The 17,876-nt window shown below is 40.0% G+C and carries 19 protein-coding genes and 1 other RNA gene; 9 read left to right on the plus strand and 11 right to left on the minus strand.

Annotated elements, in window-relative coordinates; genetic code table 11:
- The first annotated feature begins 17 nt into the window (after positions 1–17).
- Both KF872_02755 and KF872_02760 read left to right on the plus strand, forming a co-directional pair.
- Positions 18–2,090 carry a tetratricopeptide repeat protein gene (locus tag KF872_02755; protein ID MBX2902451.1) on the plus strand — a complete coding sequence of 691 codons (2,073 nt, stop codon included), beginning with the start codon at positions 18–20 and terminating at the stop codon, positions 2,088–2,090.
- Positions 2,091–2,120: 30 nt separating this feature from the next.
- Entirely contained in the window at positions 2,121–2,450 is a 330-nt protein-coding gene (locus tag KF872_02760) for a nucleotide pyrophosphohydrolase (GenBank protein MBX2902452.1), read from the plus strand.
- Positions 2,451–2,473: 23 nt separating this feature from the next.
- Here the strand turns inward: KF872_02760 and KF872_02765 are convergent, their stop codons facing one another.
- The gene (locus tag KF872_02765) at positions 2,474–2,881 is read right to left on the minus strand and encodes an EVE domain-containing protein (GenBank protein ID MBX2902453.1); all 408 of its coding nucleotides are present in this window, start codon (positions 2,879–2,881) and stop codon (positions 2,474–2,476) included.
- Between the two features lie 112 nt (positions 2,882–2,993).
- Positions 2,994–3,305 (minus strand): helix-turn-helix transcriptional regulator, encoded by a 312-nt coding sequence (locus KF872_02770; protein ID MBX2902454.1) that lies wholly within the window; start codon positions 3,303–3,305, stop codon positions 2,994–2,996.
- 106 nt (positions 3,306–3,411) lie between these two features.
- Between KF872_02770 and KF872_02775 the strand changes: the two genes are divergently transcribed.
- Positions 3,412–4,407, plus strand: coding sequence for a DsbA family protein (locus KF872_02775; GenBank protein MBX2902455.1), 996 nt, complete (start codon positions 3,412–3,414; stop codon positions 4,405–4,407).
- Between the two features lie 98 nt (positions 4,408–4,505).
- A complete protein-coding gene (locus KF872_02780) occupies positions 4,506–6,044 on the plus strand; it encodes an N-6 DNA methylase (GenBank protein MBX2902456.1) in 1,539 nt (512 codons plus the stop codon).
- 16 nt (positions 6,045–6,060) lie between these two features.
- On the opposite strand, the gene KF872_02785 is transcribed toward KF872_02780, so the two are convergent.
- Positions 6,061–7,713: an amino acid permease gene (locus KF872_02785; GenBank protein ID MBX2902457.1), complete on the minus strand. Its 1,653-nt coding sequence runs from the start codon at positions 7,711–7,713 to the stop codon at positions 6,061–6,063.
- A 147-nt stretch (positions 7,714–7,860) separates the two neighbouring features.
- Here KF872_02785 and KF872_02790 point away from each other — a divergent pair, with 147 nt between their 5' ends.
- Positions 7,861–8,316: a hypothetical protein gene (locus KF872_02790; GenBank protein MBX2902458.1), complete on the plus strand. Its 456-nt coding sequence runs from the start codon at positions 7,861–7,863 to the stop codon at positions 8,314–8,316.
- A 43-nt stretch (positions 8,317–8,359) separates the two neighbouring features.
- The gene (locus KF872_02795) at positions 8,360–9,100 is read left to right on the plus strand and encodes an energy transducer TonB (GenBank protein MBX2902459.1); all 741 of its coding nucleotides are present in this window, start codon (positions 8,360–8,362) and stop codon (positions 9,098–9,100) included.
- A gap of 13 nt (positions 9,101–9,113) precedes the next feature.
- Here the strand turns inward: KF872_02795 and ybeY are convergent, their stop codons facing one another.
- The 5 genes from ybeY to KF872_02820 form a co-directional block, all read right to left on the minus strand.
- Positions 9,114–9,539, minus strand: coding sequence for an rRNA maturation RNase YbeY (gene ybeY, locus KF872_02800; protein MBX2902460.1), 426 nt, complete (start codon positions 9,537–9,539; stop codon positions 9,114–9,116).
- Positions 9,540–9,542: 3 nt separating this feature from the next.
- Positions 9,543–9,944, minus strand: coding sequence for an ATP-binding protein (locus KF872_02805; GenBank protein ID MBX2902461.1), 402 nt, complete (start codon positions 9,942–9,944; stop codon positions 9,543–9,545).
- Positions 9,945–10,088: 144 nt separating this feature from the next.
- Entirely contained in the window at positions 10,089–10,955 is an 867-nt protein-coding gene (gene prmC / locus KF872_02810; GenBank protein ID MBX2902462.1) for a peptide chain release factor N(5)-glutamine methyltransferase, read from the minus strand.
- Entirely contained in the window at positions 10,952–11,902 is a 951-nt protein-coding gene (locus KF872_02815; GenBank protein ID MBX2902463.1) for a hypothetical protein, read from the minus strand. Before KF872_02815 ends, prmC begins: the two co-directional genes overlap by 4 nt.
- A 126-nt stretch (positions 11,903–12,028) precedes the next feature.
- The gene (locus KF872_02820) at positions 12,029–12,448 is read right to left on the minus strand and encodes a nucleoside-diphosphate kinase (GenBank protein ID MBX2902464.1); all 420 of its coding nucleotides are present in this window, start codon (positions 12,446–12,448) and stop codon (positions 12,029–12,031) included.
- A gap of 196 nt (positions 12,449–12,644) precedes the next feature.
- Between KF872_02820 and KF872_02825 the strand changes: the two genes are divergently transcribed.
- Entirely contained in the window at positions 12,645–14,285 is a 1,641-nt protein-coding gene (locus tag KF872_02825; GenBank protein ID MBX2902465.1) for a T9SS type A sorting domain-containing protein, read from the plus strand.
- 73 nt (positions 14,286–14,358) lie between these two features.
- Positions 14,359–15,231: a bifunctional 5,10-methylene-tetrahydrofolate dehydrogenase/5,10-methylene-tetrahydrofolate cyclohydrolase gene (locus KF872_02830; GenBank protein ID MBX2902466.1), complete on the plus strand. Its 873-nt coding sequence runs from the start codon at positions 14,359–14,361 to the stop codon at positions 15,229–15,231.
- Here the strand turns inward: KF872_02830 and rnpB are convergent.
- Positions 15,232–15,595, minus strand: an RNA gene (gene rnpB, locus KF872_02835) — RNase P RNA component class A.
- A 76-nt stretch (positions 15,596–15,671) separates the two neighbouring features.
- Between rnpB and KF872_02840 the strand changes: the two genes are divergently transcribed.
- Positions 15,672–16,796: a glycosyltransferase family 4 protein gene (locus KF872_02840; protein ID MBX2902467.1), complete on the plus strand. Its 1,125-nt coding sequence runs from the start codon at positions 15,672–15,674 to the stop codon at positions 16,794–16,796.
- A gap of 21 nt (positions 16,797–16,817) precedes the next feature.
- Here the strand turns inward: KF872_02840 and KF872_02845 are convergent, their stop codons facing one another.
- Both KF872_02845 and KF872_02850 read right to left on the minus strand, forming a co-directional pair.
- The gene (locus tag KF872_02845) at positions 16,818–17,264 is read right to left on the minus strand and encodes an Rrf2 family transcriptional regulator (protein ID MBX2902468.1); all 447 of its coding nucleotides are present in this window, start codon (positions 17,262–17,264) and stop codon (positions 16,818–16,820) included.
- A 34-nt stretch (positions 17,265–17,298) separates the two neighbouring features.
- Positions 17,299–17,874, minus strand: a complete 576-nt coding sequence (locus tag KF872_02850; GenBank protein MBX2902469.1) for an SCO family protein — start codon at positions 17,872–17,874, stop codon at positions 17,299–17,301.
- Positions 17,875–17,876 lie beyond the last annotated feature (2 nt).

Below are 17,876 nucleotides of genomic sequence, written 5' to 3' on the forward strand. Positions count from 1 at the left end.
TCTATTCACTTTTTCGCATGGCAAAACAACATACTGCAAAACCTACTGCACATAAAACTATTTTTCAACCACTGGAATCGTTTCTGCCGGAGGCATTAGGTAAAAAAATATTCTTGGGTTTGGCACTTGCATTGGGTATTACAATGTGGTGGGTAAGTAAAGATTATGGTATTACGGGCGATGAAAATTACCACCGCGTTTACGGACACCATGTAATGGATTTTTACCTTACACTGGGTAAAGATACTACTGCTACTACGCAATATGGCGCTATTGATTCTCTTATGCGTTTGTATGGTGGATTTTACGATGGTACGGCTTCTGTATTGGCAACTAAGGTTTTTAAAGACAGTGATGAATGGCGTGTTCGCCACGGTTGGAACTCAATTTTAGGTTGGCTGGCAATGGTTTTTACGGGCTTGGTAGTGGTGGAAATTGCAGGCTGGCAAGCCGGTATAATAGCGCTTGTGTTTATGGCTTGTTCGCCACGGTTTTTAGGCGAAAGCATGAATAATCCAAAAGATATTCCGCTGGCAATGGGTTATGTGTTGGCATACTTTTTCATGATTAAGTTTTGGAAAAATATACAAAGCCCCAATTGGAAACTGGCGGTGGGCTTAGGTTTAAGTATTGGCGTGGCAATGGGGATAAGAATAGGCGGTTTGTTGCTTATTCCTTATTTTTTACTCTTTTATGGATTGTACTTTTTACAATTTCATAAGTTGAGCGAGTTGTTTTCTGCCGAAGGCTTTAAGCGCATTGTGATGCCGAGTTTTAAATGGGTGCTATTGGCCGTGCCGTTGGCGTATTTCAGCTCCTTGTTGTTTTGGCCGTTTGGTTTAGTAAAACCTTTTGCCAATCCGCTATTCACTTTAGAGTATATGAGTAAGTTTCCTGTAAACATTCGCATATTGTTTGAAGGGAAATATATGGGCAGTACCGAAGTACCTTGGTATTATATTCCTAAATGGTTTTTAATAAGTACGCCAATTGTAATTTTATTGGCACTGTTGGCTTCATTGGCAGTTGTGAAGTACTACAAACAAGCAGGTAAGCAGTTGTTTATTGGGTTCTTGTTTTTTACACTGGTGTTTCCAATTGCTTATGTTATCTATAAAAAAAGTGCATTGTACGACACCATGCGCCACCTCTTTTTTGTGTATCCAAGTTTGGTGATGTTGGCTGCAATTGCAGTAGATTATTTCATAAATAAACTGCCTAAAGCAGGCAAATTTGTTGTAATTGGAGGCACTGCATTGTTATTGTTGTTGCCCATCAGGCATATAGTAGCAAACCATCCTAACCAGTATGTTTATTTTAATGAAATAGTTGGCGGCATGCAAGGTGCTTATGGCAATTATGAATTAGATTATTACATGAACTCCGTGAAGCAATGTGCAGATTGGATAAAAGCACAGAACTATAAGGGCACGGCAGAGAAAAAAACAACCATTTTTACGAATGCTGCAGATCCTACTTATCAGTATTTTATCAACGATACGCCAACGGTTGCAACCAATTATACGCGCTATGGCGAACGAATTGATAAGGATGCCGACTATTTTATTTTCTATAACAGGTTTATTGATAGAACAATTTTGCAAGCCAATGCTTTCCCTCCCGAGCAGAGTGCATTTGTGGTGAAGGTTGATGATTGCCCGATTGCATGTGTGGTAAAACATACCGATAGAAACGATTTCTTGGGTAGCAAGGCTTTACAACAAGGCGATATGAACGGAGCTATTTCCTTATTGGAAGGCTATGCTAAAAAGTACCAACGAAACGAAGCTGTATGGACAAATCTTGGATTGGCATATCTTAATGTAAGCCGATGGGACGATGCAATTCGTTCCTTGAATGCAGCCTTGCAGGTGTATCCTGATAATACCAATGCTGCTTATTATTTGGGCTTGGCATACTTCTATAAAGGCGATGCCACCACTGCTGCAAACGTGCTTACTAACTTGGTGAATACGCAACCATATTTTGCCGGAGCTTACCAAGTGCTGGCTGCTTGCTACGAAAAAATGGGCAATAAAAATCAAGCAGATTATTACATGAATATCTACCGCCAATTAGGTGGAAGATAGTAGTGCTTTACCAAACTAAACATTGTTGAAATGACTATTGATGAAGCACAGCAGCAAGTAGATAACTGGATAAAAACTGTAGGGGTTCGATACTTTAGTGAGCTAACCAATACCGCTATTTTAATGGAAGAAGTAGGTGAGCTTGCCCGAATAATGGCGCGAAAGTATGGTGAGCAGTCTTTTAAAGAAAGCGATAAAAACAGTGCGTTGGCCGATGAAATGGCAGATGTGTTGTGGGTACTCATTTGCCTTGCCAACCAAACAGGTGTAAACCTTACAGATGCTTTCCACAAAAATATGGAGAAGAAAACCAATCGCGATTCGGAGCGCCACAAAAACAACGAAAAGTTGAAAGGCTAAACGGAATACCGCACACGTATTGGCTATTGCTTTGCTATTGCAAGAATCAATTCAAACTCTTCTTTTTTTACAGGCTGCACACTCAGCCTGCTGCTCTTAAGCAGTGCCATTTCTGCCAAAGCCTTTGTTTGTTTTACGGTTTCAAGTGTTATCGGATTTTTAAAGGTTTCTTTATATAAAACATCCACTGCTACCCAAGCTATTTCTTCGGTAGTTGGGTCTTGGTACGCTTCTTTAACTACTTCTACTAAACCAACAACAGAAGGTGCCGTAACACTGTGGTAAAACAAACACAAGTCGCCCTTTTTCATCGCTCTTAAATTGTTGCGTGCTTGGTAATTGCGAACACCACTCCAAAAGGTTTGTTTGTCTTTTTTCATTTGGTCAATAGAGTAAGTGCCGGGTTCGGATTTTATGAGCCAATACGCCATGTTTGTTTATTTTAACTGAATGATGATGAATACTGTTTAGGTTTAAATACTATACTGTGTAATACTATTTATTTTGTGGTATTGTACAATACTACTTTAGTAATTCTAAAGTTTAAAGTGCAATTTCTAGTTGTTTGAAAATAGGGATTAACGACTTTCCCTTTTCGGTTAAAGAATATTCTACGTGCAATGGTTTTTGGTTTACAACAATCCTTTCTATTAAATCGGCTTCTTCCAATTCTTTTAATGCTACCGATAAAGATTGCTTGTTAGAATCTTTAATAGTTCTAAGCAAACTGTTGAAGCGCAAAGGCTGCTCTACCGCCAAGCGGAAAATTTCCGGTTTCCACTTACCCGAAAGCAATTTTAAAAGTCCTTGTGCAGGGCAGGTTTCGGCAGTTTCGTTTTGTTTTTTGGTGGTCATAAATTTCTGACTTATTGTATGTGAATTTTATATAGAGCAACTTTGCATAAAAGTAAGCATTAACAGACTTTCCAAAAAGTAAAGCAACTACTTGAATTGCCAAAAAATGAGAATAAGAATAGTACTTTTTGTAGCCATCATCATGCTTGGAAGTGTTTGTAGCCATGCTCAAAAAAAGAAGAAAATGGAAGGAAAAAACAATCCGCTTTTATGCAATCCGGTTGAAGGTGTTTGCGGAATACCCGACAGTGCAGCCAATACAAAAGTTGAAACTATACACTCAGAAAAGCCTGTGAAGATGGTATATTTTACAGACCCTATCTGCTCTTCGTGCTGGGCAATAGAGCCGCAATTGCGCAAGCTTAAATTAGAATATGGCAGCAGTATAGAAATTGAATACAGAATGGGTGGCTTGCTGCCCGATTGGAGCTACAACAGCGGAGGAATAAGTAAACCAAGCGATGTGGCACACCATTGGGACGAAGTAAGTACATATTACGATATGCCTATTGATGGCGATGTGTGGTTAGAAGATCCTTTACATTCTTCTTATCCGCCATCTATTGCGTTTAAGGCCGCACAAATGCAAGACAATGCCAAGGCGGTTTTATTCCTTCGAGCAATAAGAGAAATGCTTTTTCTGCAAAAGAAAAATATAACCAGATGGGAACACATAGAAAGTGCAGCCCTGCAAGTTGGTTTAAATGCAGCTCAGCTTAAAACCGATTTTGAAGGCAAAGCAACAACACTTTTTAAGGAGGATTTAGATATGGCCAGGCAGTTTGGAGTAAGAGGTTTTCCCACTATTTTCTTTACCAATAATGCAGGTCTTAAAGAGATGGTGTATGGATCAAAACCTTATACATTCTATGAATCAGCAGTGCAGAAATTAAATCCATCGGCATCTAAAACAGCATACGATAAAAATTGGGAATCGCTTTTTTTAAAGTATCATTCTCTTACTGCAAAAGAATACTCGGAACTCTCCGGCACTGCCCGCAAAGAAAGCGAAGCATTCCTAAATGAACTTGTTGAAAAAGGGAAGTTAGAAAAGCGAACCACCAAGAATGGTGCTATGTGGAAATATAAGAGCACTCGCTAGTAATGTTTTGTATTTGTAGTGCTTGCCATTGAAGATGTACTGCGCGTTCAGGTGGTAAATGCTACATTTGCATGACGTATATTTCCCCAAAAACAACTATGAACATTTTAAATTCAATCGATGATTACAGTAAGCGATTTGGCGCTGTTTTTACACCGATGGTATGGGCAAAGAAAATAGTTGAAAAACATTTTTTTGAAGCTTGGCTGCAAGGGGCAACTATACTCGATCCCACAGCAGGAGAGGGCGTTTTTATTGAAGCATTCCTTTTGCTTGCACGCGAAAAAGGCATTGAACTTTCTCAGGAAAAACTTACAAGACTTTTTGGTGTAGAGTTGAATCCGGATTTTGTACAACGTTTTTTTAATCGTATAGAAACTACCTATTCAATACAATTTCCTCAAGCGAATTATAGGCATGGAGATATTCTTTTTCAGCAAGAGGATATTAAAGCCGATTTCTTGGTGGGTAATCCTCCTTGGGTAAATTTTGCCGACTTGAATGATGCATACAAAGAAACCATTAAACACCTTTTTATTGAATATAGGCTTGTAGCCAATTCAAGAGATCTCCTACTTGGTAATGCACGAACAGATATTGCAACTTTAATACTCATGAAGGTGTTGCATGGAAACTTAAAAGAGAGCGGCAAGGCTGTTTTCTTTTTGCCACTCTCTATCTTTCAAAACGATGGCGCCAATAGTGGATTCAGGCATTACAAGGTAAAAGGCGTAGATTTTTGTGTGGATGCTATCATGGATTTTAATGGCACGCCTATATTTGAAAACATACTTGGGAGGTACGGAGTTGCACAATTCAGCAGAAACAGTTTACAAACCTTTCCCATAAAATACCATGTGCTGGAAAATGGAAAGTGGCATCTGCATCAGGCAAAGCCTCTTTTTAATTCAACCGATCCACTTACTGTGTTTGATAATAAAGAAACAGAGAAACGGCTTACCGGGTTCCAAAAAATAATACTGGAAAAACAATTTCAACCGCGTCAAGGTGTAAATACATGTGGCGCAAACGATATTTTCTTTTTTACTCATTTTAAAACCATTGGGCAAAATAAAGTAGAGCTACAAAGCAAGTTGGGTGAAGTGGTTACGGTTAGTGCAAAGTATGTTTTTCCGCTTGCTGTAGCCTCCACTCTTTTACAAAAAAATCCACAGCCGGAAAAGGTGATTCTTATTCCGCATCAAGAAAATGGTAAGCCAATAGATTGGGAAGAATTGCAGCGCGATGAAGGTCTTTGCTCATATTTATTAAGGCACAAAAGTCATCTTGAAAACAGAAAGGGTGTACTCATCAACACATGGATTAAGAAGGGTTTTTGGTGGGCATTGCTTGGTATTGGCGAATATAGTTTTGCACCGTACAAAGTAATGTGGAAAGCCTTTGGCGATAATGTTTTCAGTCCCCAAATTTTATATCCTAATAGCGATTTAGGCGCCTGGCAAGGCAACCAATCGCTCAATGCTTTTATTGGTACTTCCACACTCGCTAAAGCAAAAGAAATTCATACCAAGCTAAGCAATCCGCTTATTCAAGATTATTTAGCATCGCTCCGTATGCAGGGAACATGCAATTGGGCGCAGCCCGGGCGAATGAAAAAAATGATGGAATTTGTGTAGCAATATTATTATTGCCTTATACAGCCAGTTTGCTTTTCTTTTTGCCGTATAGAAAATAAACTACCAATCCGGCAACCAGCCAAATTAAAAAGCGTTCCCAATTGCTGGTGCCGCTTTCGCATAATAAATAACTGCAACTCAGTAAGCCCAACGATGGAATAAGCGAAAGGTTTTTTAAGAAAGCCAATACCGCTACTATGAACCATAGCAGTGCAAACACAACGTAAGGAATAATATGGCGTATGCCTGCCCAGGTAGAAAAATCTGTTGCCATAAAACTTTGGCTGTAATACATCCACCACACAGCAGCACCAACTATAAATAAAATTGGTAGTATGTATTTTCCGTTGATATACGGCACTTTAAAACTCGACTTAGGGCGGTTGGGCATCAGTTGTAATTTCAATATGCCGCCACTCACAATTACAAAAGCAAAGAGTGTGCCCACGCTGGTTAAATCAATTACCACATTCATGTTTAAGAACAAGGCAGGGATGGCCACCACCACACCGGTGAGTAAAGTGCTAAAAGATGGTGTTTGGTATTTTGGATGAATCTTTGAAAATACCTTTGGCAGCAATCCATCGCGGCTCATGCTCAACCAAATTCTTGGTTGCCCAACTTGGAAAACCAACATTACACTAGCCGTAGCAATAACAGCACTTACTGCAATAATACCGGCCAGCCAACTCATGTTTATTTTTTGAAAAACAAACGCAAGTGGATCGCCTACATCTAATTGCGTATAGTTTACCATGCCCGTGAGTACCAATGCTATAGCAACATAAATAACGGTACAAATAATGAGAGAATAAATCATGCTGCGCGGCAAATCGCGTTGTGGGTTTTTAGCTTCTTCGGCAGTGGTAGAAATAGCGTCAAATCCAATGTAGGCAAAGAATACAGCCGCAGTGCCACGTAGTACTCCGGCAATGCCGTTGGGTAAAAATGGCGACCAGTTTTCGGGCTTTACATAAAAGGCGCCTACCACTATCACAATAAAGATTACAGCAAGTTTCAAAGCTACCATTGCATTGGCGCTATTGCGCGACTCCTGTATGCCTATGTAAGTGATATAAGTAATAAGAACCACAATAAAAAAAGCCGGTAAATCGCAAATAATTTTAATGCCCAATAGGGTAGGAGCATTTGTCCATGCCGCAATTGCTTCGGGCGAAAGCATGGCTTGTGCCGTCCAAAAATCCATAGTTAAGTAAGCGGGAATTGTAAAGCCCAAACCTGCCAAGAGTGTTGTAAAGTAATCGCTCCACGAAATAGCAACAGCAATGTTGCCAATGGCGTATTCCATGAGTAAATCCCAGCCTATTATCCACGCAACAATTTCGCCAAAAGCCACGTAGGCGTAGGTGTATGCACTACCGCTAACGGGAACCATGCTGGCAAACTCGGCATAGCAGAGTGCCGAAAAGCCGCAGGCTATGGCTACAAAAATAAATAAGAATACAATGCCGGGACCTCCATCGAAACTTGCTTTCCCAATAGTAGAAAATATACCTGCACCCACTATGGCAGCTATACCCAATGCAGTAAGGTCGCGTACGCTAAGCGTACGTTTTAAGCTTGAATTGCTGTGTGCGGCATCGCTATTGCCTAAAGCAACATCTGCCAATACTTTTTCAACCGATTTTTTTCTGAATAAGTAACTCATGTGGCGGTGAAAAAAATAAAATTATATGGAAGTGTGTGCAAGGATTATAGATATTGGAAAGATAGAGCAGTTCATGGTATTGTACCGGCATGGCTTTAGATTAGAAAGAAAGGTTTTTCGATATAGAAACTTTCTTATTTTCAAACCGTGGAAGGCAAAGTAATTATTTACATCATCATTGGAATTGGCTATTTCATTTATACTTCTATTAAGAAGGCAAATGAAAAAGCTCCTACCAAAACGGCACAGCCTACGGCTGCACCCAAAAAGGCACGCACTACTTTTGATGAAGCAATGGAGCAGGTGAAACGTGAGTTGCAAACTACTCAACCCCAACCTGCTAAGCCAAGGCAGCCTAAACCTGTAGCAAAACCTAAAAGAGAAATACTGCTAAGAGAAAATATACCTGCTGCCTTTGAAGAGGGAAGTGCCACCGAGCCGCTTTATGAGCGCCAGCTTACTGCAGAAGAAATTTTGCACAACGAACGAATGAGGGCTGCTACCTCGGTAAGTTTGGAAAGCCCGGTAGATGAAGGTAGCGGCTATCAATTAAATGTGCGCGAAGCATTTATAGGTTCTATTATATTTGAGCGCAAATTTTAGCAAGTTGTTAAACCATTTCCGATTATTTCATTCAACCATTTCTATGAAGAAGATTTCTATTCTAATATTCTTTGCAGTAGCCTCTTTTGCTGCTAGTGCGCAAGTGTTTAGTTTCCAATGTACCAGTGCCGAAAGTTATCCGGAGTTTCCGGGTGGCGATAAATCTTTAGTGTATTATTTGCGCGATACGCTGCAAAATTCATTAAGCAGAAAAGGATTAACTGCCGGAGGAGTTATGGAGGTTCATGCCGCAATTTTAGAAACAGGGAAAGTAGGTAATGTGCATTTACATGGAAGCATCAATCCACAGGTAGATGCGGAGGTGGTGCAGTTGATAACCAATATGCCACGTTGGGCACCTGCCATACACGCAGGAAAACCAGTAGCGTGCAATGTTTCTTTCAATATTGATGTTTCGGGTAATCAACGCATGGACGCCAAAAAACTCATGGGTGTGGAGGTGCAGGTAACGCCCGAGAATAAAGGAGAGGGCTCTCCTCAGGCGCTTTCGCGCTTGGCAGGTGTAATGCAAGATTATTTACTGCAGCGCTTGCCTGCGCAAATTAGCGATGCTTCGTTTAATGGCGTGGTAGAAATTAGGTTTGGTATGTATCCAGATGGTTGGGTGGGCAGAGTAAAGGCACTAAAAGGTGGTAACACTAAGTTAGAAGAAGCGGTTGCTGCTGCTATTTATTCTTTCAACTCAGAATTGGCTGAAAACAAAATCAACTTTAAGGATGAGTTGATGAAAACATTTGTTGCCAAGGTAAGCAGTACTAAGTAAAACCTACTAAAGGTTATTGGTTTGCAAATGAAGTTAGCCATGCGTTTTCTTCATTAGTCATGGCTTTTTTTTCTGCTTTAGTTTTATCTTTTAATCCGGCTAAATGAATTACTCCGTGGAAAAGAACGCGGTAAAACTCATCGTCAAAACTTTGGTGATGTTTTTTTGCATTGTCCCATACGCGGTGCAGGCTAATGTATATTTCTGCCACTGTTTTGCGCGGGGTTTCTTCTAAAGGGAAGGTAATAATATCGGTATAGTAATCGTGTTGAAGGAATTGCTTGTTTATTTCGAGCAAATAATCATCGCTGCACAGCACTACCGATAACGAAATTTTTTTATTGGTTTTGAGTAAGAATTGCTCCTGTATGAACTGCTTGAGCAGTAACTTGTTTTTTATGGAAAATGCTACATCGGCAGTATGAAAAGATACAGGCACCGTTTATACTTTAAACTGCATTTCGCAAGTGGCGCCATTATCGGAAAAGATAACCATATCGGCCAGTTGCATAATTAAGAACACGCCTCTTCCGCTTGTTTTTTCAAGGTTTTCGGGGCTGGTTGGGTCGGGTAGGTTGTTGTAGTCAAAACCCGGACCTTCGTCTTTTATGGTAAACGAAACAATGCTGTGTTTATCATCGTGCTCGGCAGCAATAGCTACCTTTTTTGAGGCATCGTTTTTATTGCCGTGTAAAATGGCATTGTTGGCAGCTTCGGTAAGGCACACCAAAATATTTCCATACGCGTCATCGCCAAAGTTATAGGCAGCACGCAATTCTTCTACAAAGTTTTCTACTAATGCTATATTCTGAATGTCTGATGCGAATTCTAATTTCTTTACCATGCTTATCGGTATTATTCGGAATTGTTTATGCTTTGTTGCACAATGCTAATATAAATTACAAGTTGAAATGGCAAAATTTTGTTTGCTAACATATTTTTGAAAGACGTTCACCGGACTTGAATTGGAAGTGTAATTCGATTTTGTTTAGTGCCGGAAGGTGCTGTTCCATTGGCCGCTCACCATTCTGTTTTTACCGAAAAAATCGGTTTTTATTTCAGTGGATTCAAATCCGGTATTTTCCATCAGCAGTTTTACCGCTTCGGCATGTTGGTAGTGGGTTTCAAAAAAAAGTTTGCCATTTTTTTGCAGCATGCCTGCGGCACATTTTGCAATAATTTGTTCATAGAAAATGAGTGCTTGTGCATTGGGTGTAAACAAGGCGCTGTGGGGTTCAAAATTCACCACATTTTTTGCCATTTGGTGTTGTTCATTTTCGGGAATATAGGGTGGGTTGCTAACTATTACATCAAAATTTAGCGGAGGTGTGCTGCTGCTTAAAATATCCAATTGAAAGAAGGTGATTTCTGTATGCTGAATATGTGCATTTTGGGTTGCTATTTCCAATGCGGCATTGCTTATGTCGCAGGCAAAAACAGAGGCTGTGGGTAATAGTTTTTTTAAGCCAATGGCTATGCAACCGCTGCCGGTACCAATATCTAAAATGGTGCCTTTAAATTGTTTGCCGCAGCATTGTGCTGCCCAGTGTACCAGTTCTTCTGTTTCGGGCCGAGGAATAAGGGTGGCGCTATTTACATTTAACTGTATTCCCATAAAATCGGCTTTGCCTAAAACATACTGCACGGGCTCGTGCTGCATCAATCGCTGCAAGTAATTATGCAGTAGTGTTTGCTGGTGAGTAGTAAGCAGTTGGTAGCGGCTCATTTCCAATTGTAAGGTATTGAGTTTTAGTACTGCTTCCATTACCATGTTGGTAATATTTCTGGTTTCTGCGGTATTGTATATGAGGCGTAATTGTTCGCGGTAGATTTTTAAAATATCGGCAACACTCATGGCAGCGATTCTATTTTTTGTAGCATACTTTCTGCTTCGGCAATATGGAATGCAATATCAACATTTTTGAAAATTTGCAGTGCTTTTTGGCAAGCCTCTATTGCTTGTGCTTTTTTATGGTGTTTTAAAAATGCATTTGCCATTTGAAGATGAGCCATTCCTACATGGCGCTTAGTAAGGTGTTGCTCTATAAGCGATATTGCCTCTGTCATGTATGCAATACCGAGGTTTTCTTCTCCCGAAAGGTAGGTGCAAAAGCCAATATTAAAGCGCGCCATGGTAATATTTCTTTTGTTTCCCTTGGGGCCGCTATTGATAGATAAAATTCTGCGGAGGAGTTCAAATTTTTCGGTGTATTGGTTTTCGGGTAATAAAAGTGCTAAGCGGTTTAAGCAAAGCGACATTCCATCTACATCGTTTAAGTGCTCAAAAAAGTGGAGTGCATTACGCGTGTACACCACCAGTTTTTCTTTGCTCTCTTGCGAGCGGGCAGGCGAAGCTCGATTATACCAAAGCGATCCAAAAATTTTCCATTTTAGGCGCTGGTCTTCGGTAGGTGCAAGTGTTAGGTGCGCGAAGGCTTCGGTATATGTTTTTTCTGCTGCTTCGTGCTGCTTGCTTAGTGTATAGTTTAAAGCTAAGAGTCTGTAAATTTCACCGGTATAAATACTGAGTTTTTGAGTGTTTAAATCTTGAATAAAGAATAAACTGCATTGTTGCTGCAGTTCAAATTGTTGCTGGTTAAAAAGTGTTTGTGTAACTGAAAAGGCTGCTTGGGCAGCTTCATCTGTTTGGGAGTTTTCAATAGCTTTCCTATACTGCTCCAATAGTGGTTGCAGCAGCACATCAAAATTCAGCCCTAATAAGGATTTACATTGCAGGGCAATATTAGTTAAGGTTTGGTTCCGCTCAGGGTTCATCAGCGAATGGGTTTGTCCGTTTGGCACAAATATAGGGTTTACCTTAAGAATAGAGAAATTCTATAAAGCGTTTGCTTGCGTTGGGAGTTGAACTGAAACTAAAAAGGCTGCCAATAATAGCAGCCCTTTGTTTTCGTAGGTTGTATGTTGCGTTTAGAAGCGCTCTACTCCGCTAAAGTGGAATGCTGCTTCAATAGCTGCATTCTCATTGCTGTCGCTACCGTGTATAGCATTGCGCTCAATATTTTTAGCATATAGTTTTCTAATTGTTCCTTCTTCTGCGTTGGCAGGATTGGTGGCTCCAATTAGTTTTCTAAAATCTTCTACTGCGTTTTCTTTTTCAAGAACAGCAGCCACAATTGGACCTTCGGTCATAAAGGCAACCAATTCTCCAAAAAACGGACGTTCTTTGTGAATAGCATAAAACTCTTCCGCTTTTTCTTTAGAAAGACGTGTAAGTTTCATTGCTTGAATTTTGTAACCGGCAGCAATAATTTGGTCTAATATTTTTCCGGTAAAACCATCTGCAACCGCATCGGGTTTTATCATGGTAAGTGTAATGTTTGAAGCCATTTTTTATATGTTTTTTTAAAAGCGCGGCAAAAGTAAGGTGAAAAACGAGAAAAGGAAACCCTTTACATACTTTAAGTGATTTTTTTGTTGAAACCATCTTAGGAAATTGTAAGACTCTTTAATATGTTAATGTGGTCTGGGAGAATAAAAAATCGCTATTTTCAGCACCTTTAAAAAAATCAAACACAAGCAAATTATGAAGCAGATTGTAGCTTTTGCAATGGCACTGAGCTTATTTTCTACCACTGTTTATTCGCAATGTACCGAAACACAAATTCCCAAAGTTTTGTTGGTGGGCGATAGTTGGGCGTTTTTTATGAGTGTGGATGGCACTATCAATAATGCATTGACGAAGTGGGGACATTCGGGGTTTAAGTTTGTGAGTAATTCTACGGTAGCAGAAAATGGTGCTGAAACAGATGATTTTCTTACAGCAACGAAGCAAAATGAAATTAGAAAGTTGTTGAACGATAATCCTTCTATTGAAGTAGTGCATTTAAGCATTGGAGGCAACGATATTTTGGGGAGTTGGAAAGTGAGTTATTCGCAAAGCAAAACAGATTCGTTGAAGCAAGATGTTTCTGCTCGCCTTATTCAGGTAATAGATTTTATTAAGAGTTGTCGCCCGGGAATTAAAATTTTTTGGAGCGGCTATTGCTATCCAAATTTTGGAGAAGTAATTCCAACCTCGGGTTTGGGAAACAATCATCCATTTAATGGTACTTGGCAAAAAATGGAAAATCCGGATTTTATTACCATCAATAGTTTGCTAAACGACTTTTCTGATGCTGTTGATAGTTTTGCTCAAACAGATCCGCAAGTGGACTTTGTAAAAGCTACGGGCTTAATGCAATATACATTTGGGCAGTTGCAACCGCTGGGCGTTGCTCCGAGCGGAACTTATCCTGCATTTTCTGTTCCACTACCGGAAGGAGATCCCAATTATCCATCGCCTAAAAATTCTATGCGCGATTATTTAATTACCAAAGATTGTTTTCACCTTTCGCCCCAAGGATTTTTAGATTTAATTGAGTATCACACACAAAAATTTTACCATAAATATTTAATGGACGATAAGTACTATTTGCCTGAAGGAAATGGCAATTCGGGTACTGTTTCCTCTGCAGGAACTGTGGCAGATAGTTTGGTAATGGGAGAAGATGCAGGCGAAAAGTTTGCAATGGTACTTTCGTTTAACACTACCGATATGGCAGATACTACACTTTCTAAGGCAAGTATATTTTTAAGAAGGAAGAGTTTGAGCGGTACCAATCCTATTGGCAATAATTTAGAGGTAAAAGTAAAAAGCGGAAACTTTGGAGCTTCGGCAATAGTAGAAGCAGCAGATTTTACAGATAGCGGCAATGCTGCCGGAACGCCTTGTTTGTTTGGTTCTAATGGTGGCAATAATCACTGGATTCGCTTAGATATTCCGGCTTCACTTTTCCCATACATTAATAAAAATGCGTCCACTCAATTCGTAGTTAGTGCACCTACCGCCACAGGTGGAAAAGTGGTATTCTATGACGGAAGCAATCCGGAACTGGCTCCTGTTTTAAACCTTACCTATAATAATCCAACTGTAGGCTTAAAAGAAATTTATAGCAATGCAGTTTTAAATATTTATCCTAATCCGGCAGGCAATATGCTATATGTAACTACCAATGCAGCTACCGTAGAAACTGTAGAAATAAGCGATATGCTTGGAAGAAAAGTACTGCACCAACAATTGCTTAACAATGCGCCAGTTGATATTACAGCATTGGGAACAGGCGTATATTTTGTTTCGGTAAAAACAGCATCGGGTACATTAAGTAAAAAGTTTGTGAAGCAATAGTTGCAATACCATTATACTACAAGTGTTTATAGCTGCTTAGGCGGCATGTACTTGTAATTTTTATATTCGCCACATGAAACTTATTGATGGTAAAGGTGTTGCCGATTCTATTAAAAATTCAATTGCAGCAGAGGTGAAAATACTGGTTGATGGCGGAAAAAGAGCGCCACATTTAGCAGCAATTTTGGTGGGAAACGATGGCGGAAGCCTCACCTATGTAGGGCATAAAGTAAAGGCATGCGAGCAGGTTGGGTTTCAATCTACCTTGCTTCATTTTGAAGATAACATCACAGAGGAGTTCTTGCTGAAAGAAGTAGAGAAGTTGAATAATAATCCTGAAATAGATGGGTTTATAGTGCAACTTCCGCTGCCCAAGCATATTGATGCCGATAAGGTGCTGCTTGCCGTAAAGCCGGAAAAAGATGTAGATGGATTTCATCCGGTAAATGTGGGAAAGCTAACTTTAGGTTTGCCAACGTTTGTAAGTGCTACTCCATTGGGAATTACCAAACTATTGGAGCATTACAATATAGAAACATCGGGAAAAGAAGTGGTGGTAATTGGCAGGAGCAATATTGTGGGGCGCCCGGCAAGTATATTGTTGAGCAACCAAAGCAATACCGGCAATGCTACTGTAACGGTTTGCCATAGCAGAACAAAAAATTTAAAAGAGCGCACATTGCAAGCCGATATAATTATTGCAGCACTCGGTAAACCGGAGTTTCTTACGGCAGATATGGTAAAAGAAGGAGCAGTGGTAATAGATGTAGGTACTACGCGTGTTGCAGATGCTACCAAAAAATCGGGTTTTAGCTTAAAGGGCGATGTAAAATTTAGCGAGGTAGCGCCCAAATGCAGCTATATTACACCTGTGCCGGGCGGAGTGGGGCCAATGACGGTGGTTTCGCTATTGCTCAATACCTTGCAAGCAGCAAAAGGGAAATAAAAAAGTTGCACACCTATAAGCCGGATTCTGTATTTGCATTTTGTGCAAATCTCTGCCATTTATCTGCGATTTTGCTCACGCAAAACCTGTAGCACTCAACCCCCTTGCATCGGGCGAGTAACCCTCTAGCGCAAGTGTACATGAGCTTTCAACCCGTGAGGTTTACCCTCCTGCCAATTTACAGAGGCAGAACGTGCGCTCTTACCGCACATTTTCACCTTTTCCCTCCGGCAAGCCGTTGGGTAGTTATTTTCTGTGGCACTATCTTTTCTGCATGAGCAGAAACCATCCGTTAGGTGGCACGGTACTCTGTGTTGTCCGGACTTTCCTCCCCCAAAATTGAGGCGGCAGAGCGGTGTGCAACCCTGCAAAAATAACATTATAGCATTCCGTTTACACTTTCTTTTTACTGTTTCCTTTTTTCGGTTCTTATTTGCTGTATGCGAATTGCATTTGATGCTAAGCGAGCGTTTAATAATACTACGGGTTTAGGAAACTACAGCCGTACGCTTATTGCTGCATTAGAAAAGGGTTTTCCGGAAAATGATTATTTCCTTTTTACCCCCAAGGTGCAAGAGGCTTTATATGAAGTATTTACACCAGGTGCTACTATTGTGTTGCCACAACTCAGTAAACACAAACTTGTGCCTGCCTATTGGCGTTCGTGGGGTTTGGCACAGCAACTTGCACAACATAAGGTTGAAATTTTTCATGGTTTATCAAACGAATTACCATTGAATGCACATCGTTTTTTTTGCAAGAATGTGGTAACTATTCACGATGTGTTGTATTTAAAACACCCAAAGGATTTTCCCGCATTCGACCGTTTTTTTTATGCCTTGAAAACAAAATATGCTGCCAAGAATGCCGATAAAATAACGGTAAACAGCACGCAAACGAAGGAAGACTTAATGCGCTTTTTGCAAGTGCCGGAAAAGAAAATAGAAGTAATTCCTCATGCTATCAACGATGTTTTTTGCAACCATAGCAGTAAAGAAGCCATACAGTTAGTAAGAGAAAAATATGAACTGCCGGAGCACTTTATTTTACAGCCCGGAAGTTTTTTAGGTCGTAAAAATCATGCACTTTCTATTGCAGCATTTGCTTCTTTGGTAAAGAAGCATAATCACTTATTCTTACTGTTTACCGGAGGTGGAGGCAATAAAGAAAAGCAGGTGCTTAGAGAAGTTGCGCTTGCGGGATTGCAAAACAAAATTATTGTAAAGAAGAATATTGCAACAACCGATATGCCGGCATTATACAGTGCTGCCAAAATGGTGCTGTATCCTTCGTTGAGCGAAGGTTTTGGTTTACCAATTTTGGAGGCATTTGCCAGCGGTGTGCCGGTAATAACTTCGCACGGAAAGGTATTTGAGGAAACCGGAGGCAATGGTGCTTTTTATATTGATTCAAGTAGTGTTTCAGATATGCTTGCAGCTATGGAAACATTGTTAGAGCATAGTGCAAAACGGGCTGCGTTTATTGCAAACGGAAAATTGCAATTGCAACAATTTTCGGCAACTGAAATGGCGAAGAAAACTATGCAGTTGTATAGCAGTTTGTAAGTAAAATATAATTGCCAAAAGTTACTTAGGATAAGTAAGGTTTATTGGAATTAAGCGGTCTTTGGAGTTTACAATATCATTGATAGATTTTTGTTTAAACATATTCAGCAGTTCAATTTTTATGCCTTTGTATGTTTTGTGCATGGAACATGGATGCTCATCGCTACAATGTGGTAAGCCGAGTACACAATCGGTAATTACGTTGGTTTCGTCCATTGCTTCAATTACGCTGTATATTGATTTTTTCTTTTGCTCTTCTGTAATGTAAAATCCACCGGAGCGGCCAGGCATAGATACAATTATGCTTTTTTCTTTTTTGGTAAGTTGCTGTAAAACTTTAGCCACAAATGCTTTGGGCGCGCCAATGCCTTCGGCTATTTCTTGAATGCCTACTTTGTTTTCTTCAGACGATTTTATGGCAATATAAATCGTTGCTCGTAAAGCGTATTCGGTGGATTTTGAAAACATGCAGTTGCGGTTACAATTTCTATGTGCTACTAATTCAATTTGTTTTTGCAATACTATTTACCTGTTTGGCAACTTTTTCGGTATTGATGTTGGTACCTTCTTCTTGGCTTACCAATTCGCCCTCGGAGTTAAACACACTAATAATGTTGGAGTGCGAAAAATCTATGGGCGATATTTTTTTGTATTTCATAGAAAGTACATTGGCAAATTCTTTAGTGGCAACATCGTTGCCGCGTAGAAATATCCAGTGTGCAGCATCCATTTTATTGGATTGTGCAAACTCTTTGAGGTGTTCGGGTGTATCGGTTTCGGGGTCTATAGAAACCAGCACAAGCGATACTTTATTTAAGTTGCTTGGGTCTATTTGTTTTTCTATTTGTTTCATATCGGCAATTAGTAATGGACATGCAGCTTTGCAGCTTGTGTATATCATTACTACCACCAATGTTTTGCCTCTGAGTTTATTCAATTTTAGTGTGTCGCCATATTGGTTTTGCCAGTTAGATTGAAGGTGGAAAATTGAATCGGATGGCAATGCTTTCTGGGGCGTAGTGCGGTTGCACGAAAACAGCAAACTGATGCTGATGATTATGAGAAGTAACTGTTTCATAA

The organism is Chitinophagales bacterium, assembly GCA_019638515.1.
GTDB lineage: Bacteria > Bacteroidota > Bacteroidia > Chitinophagales > LD1 > UBA7692.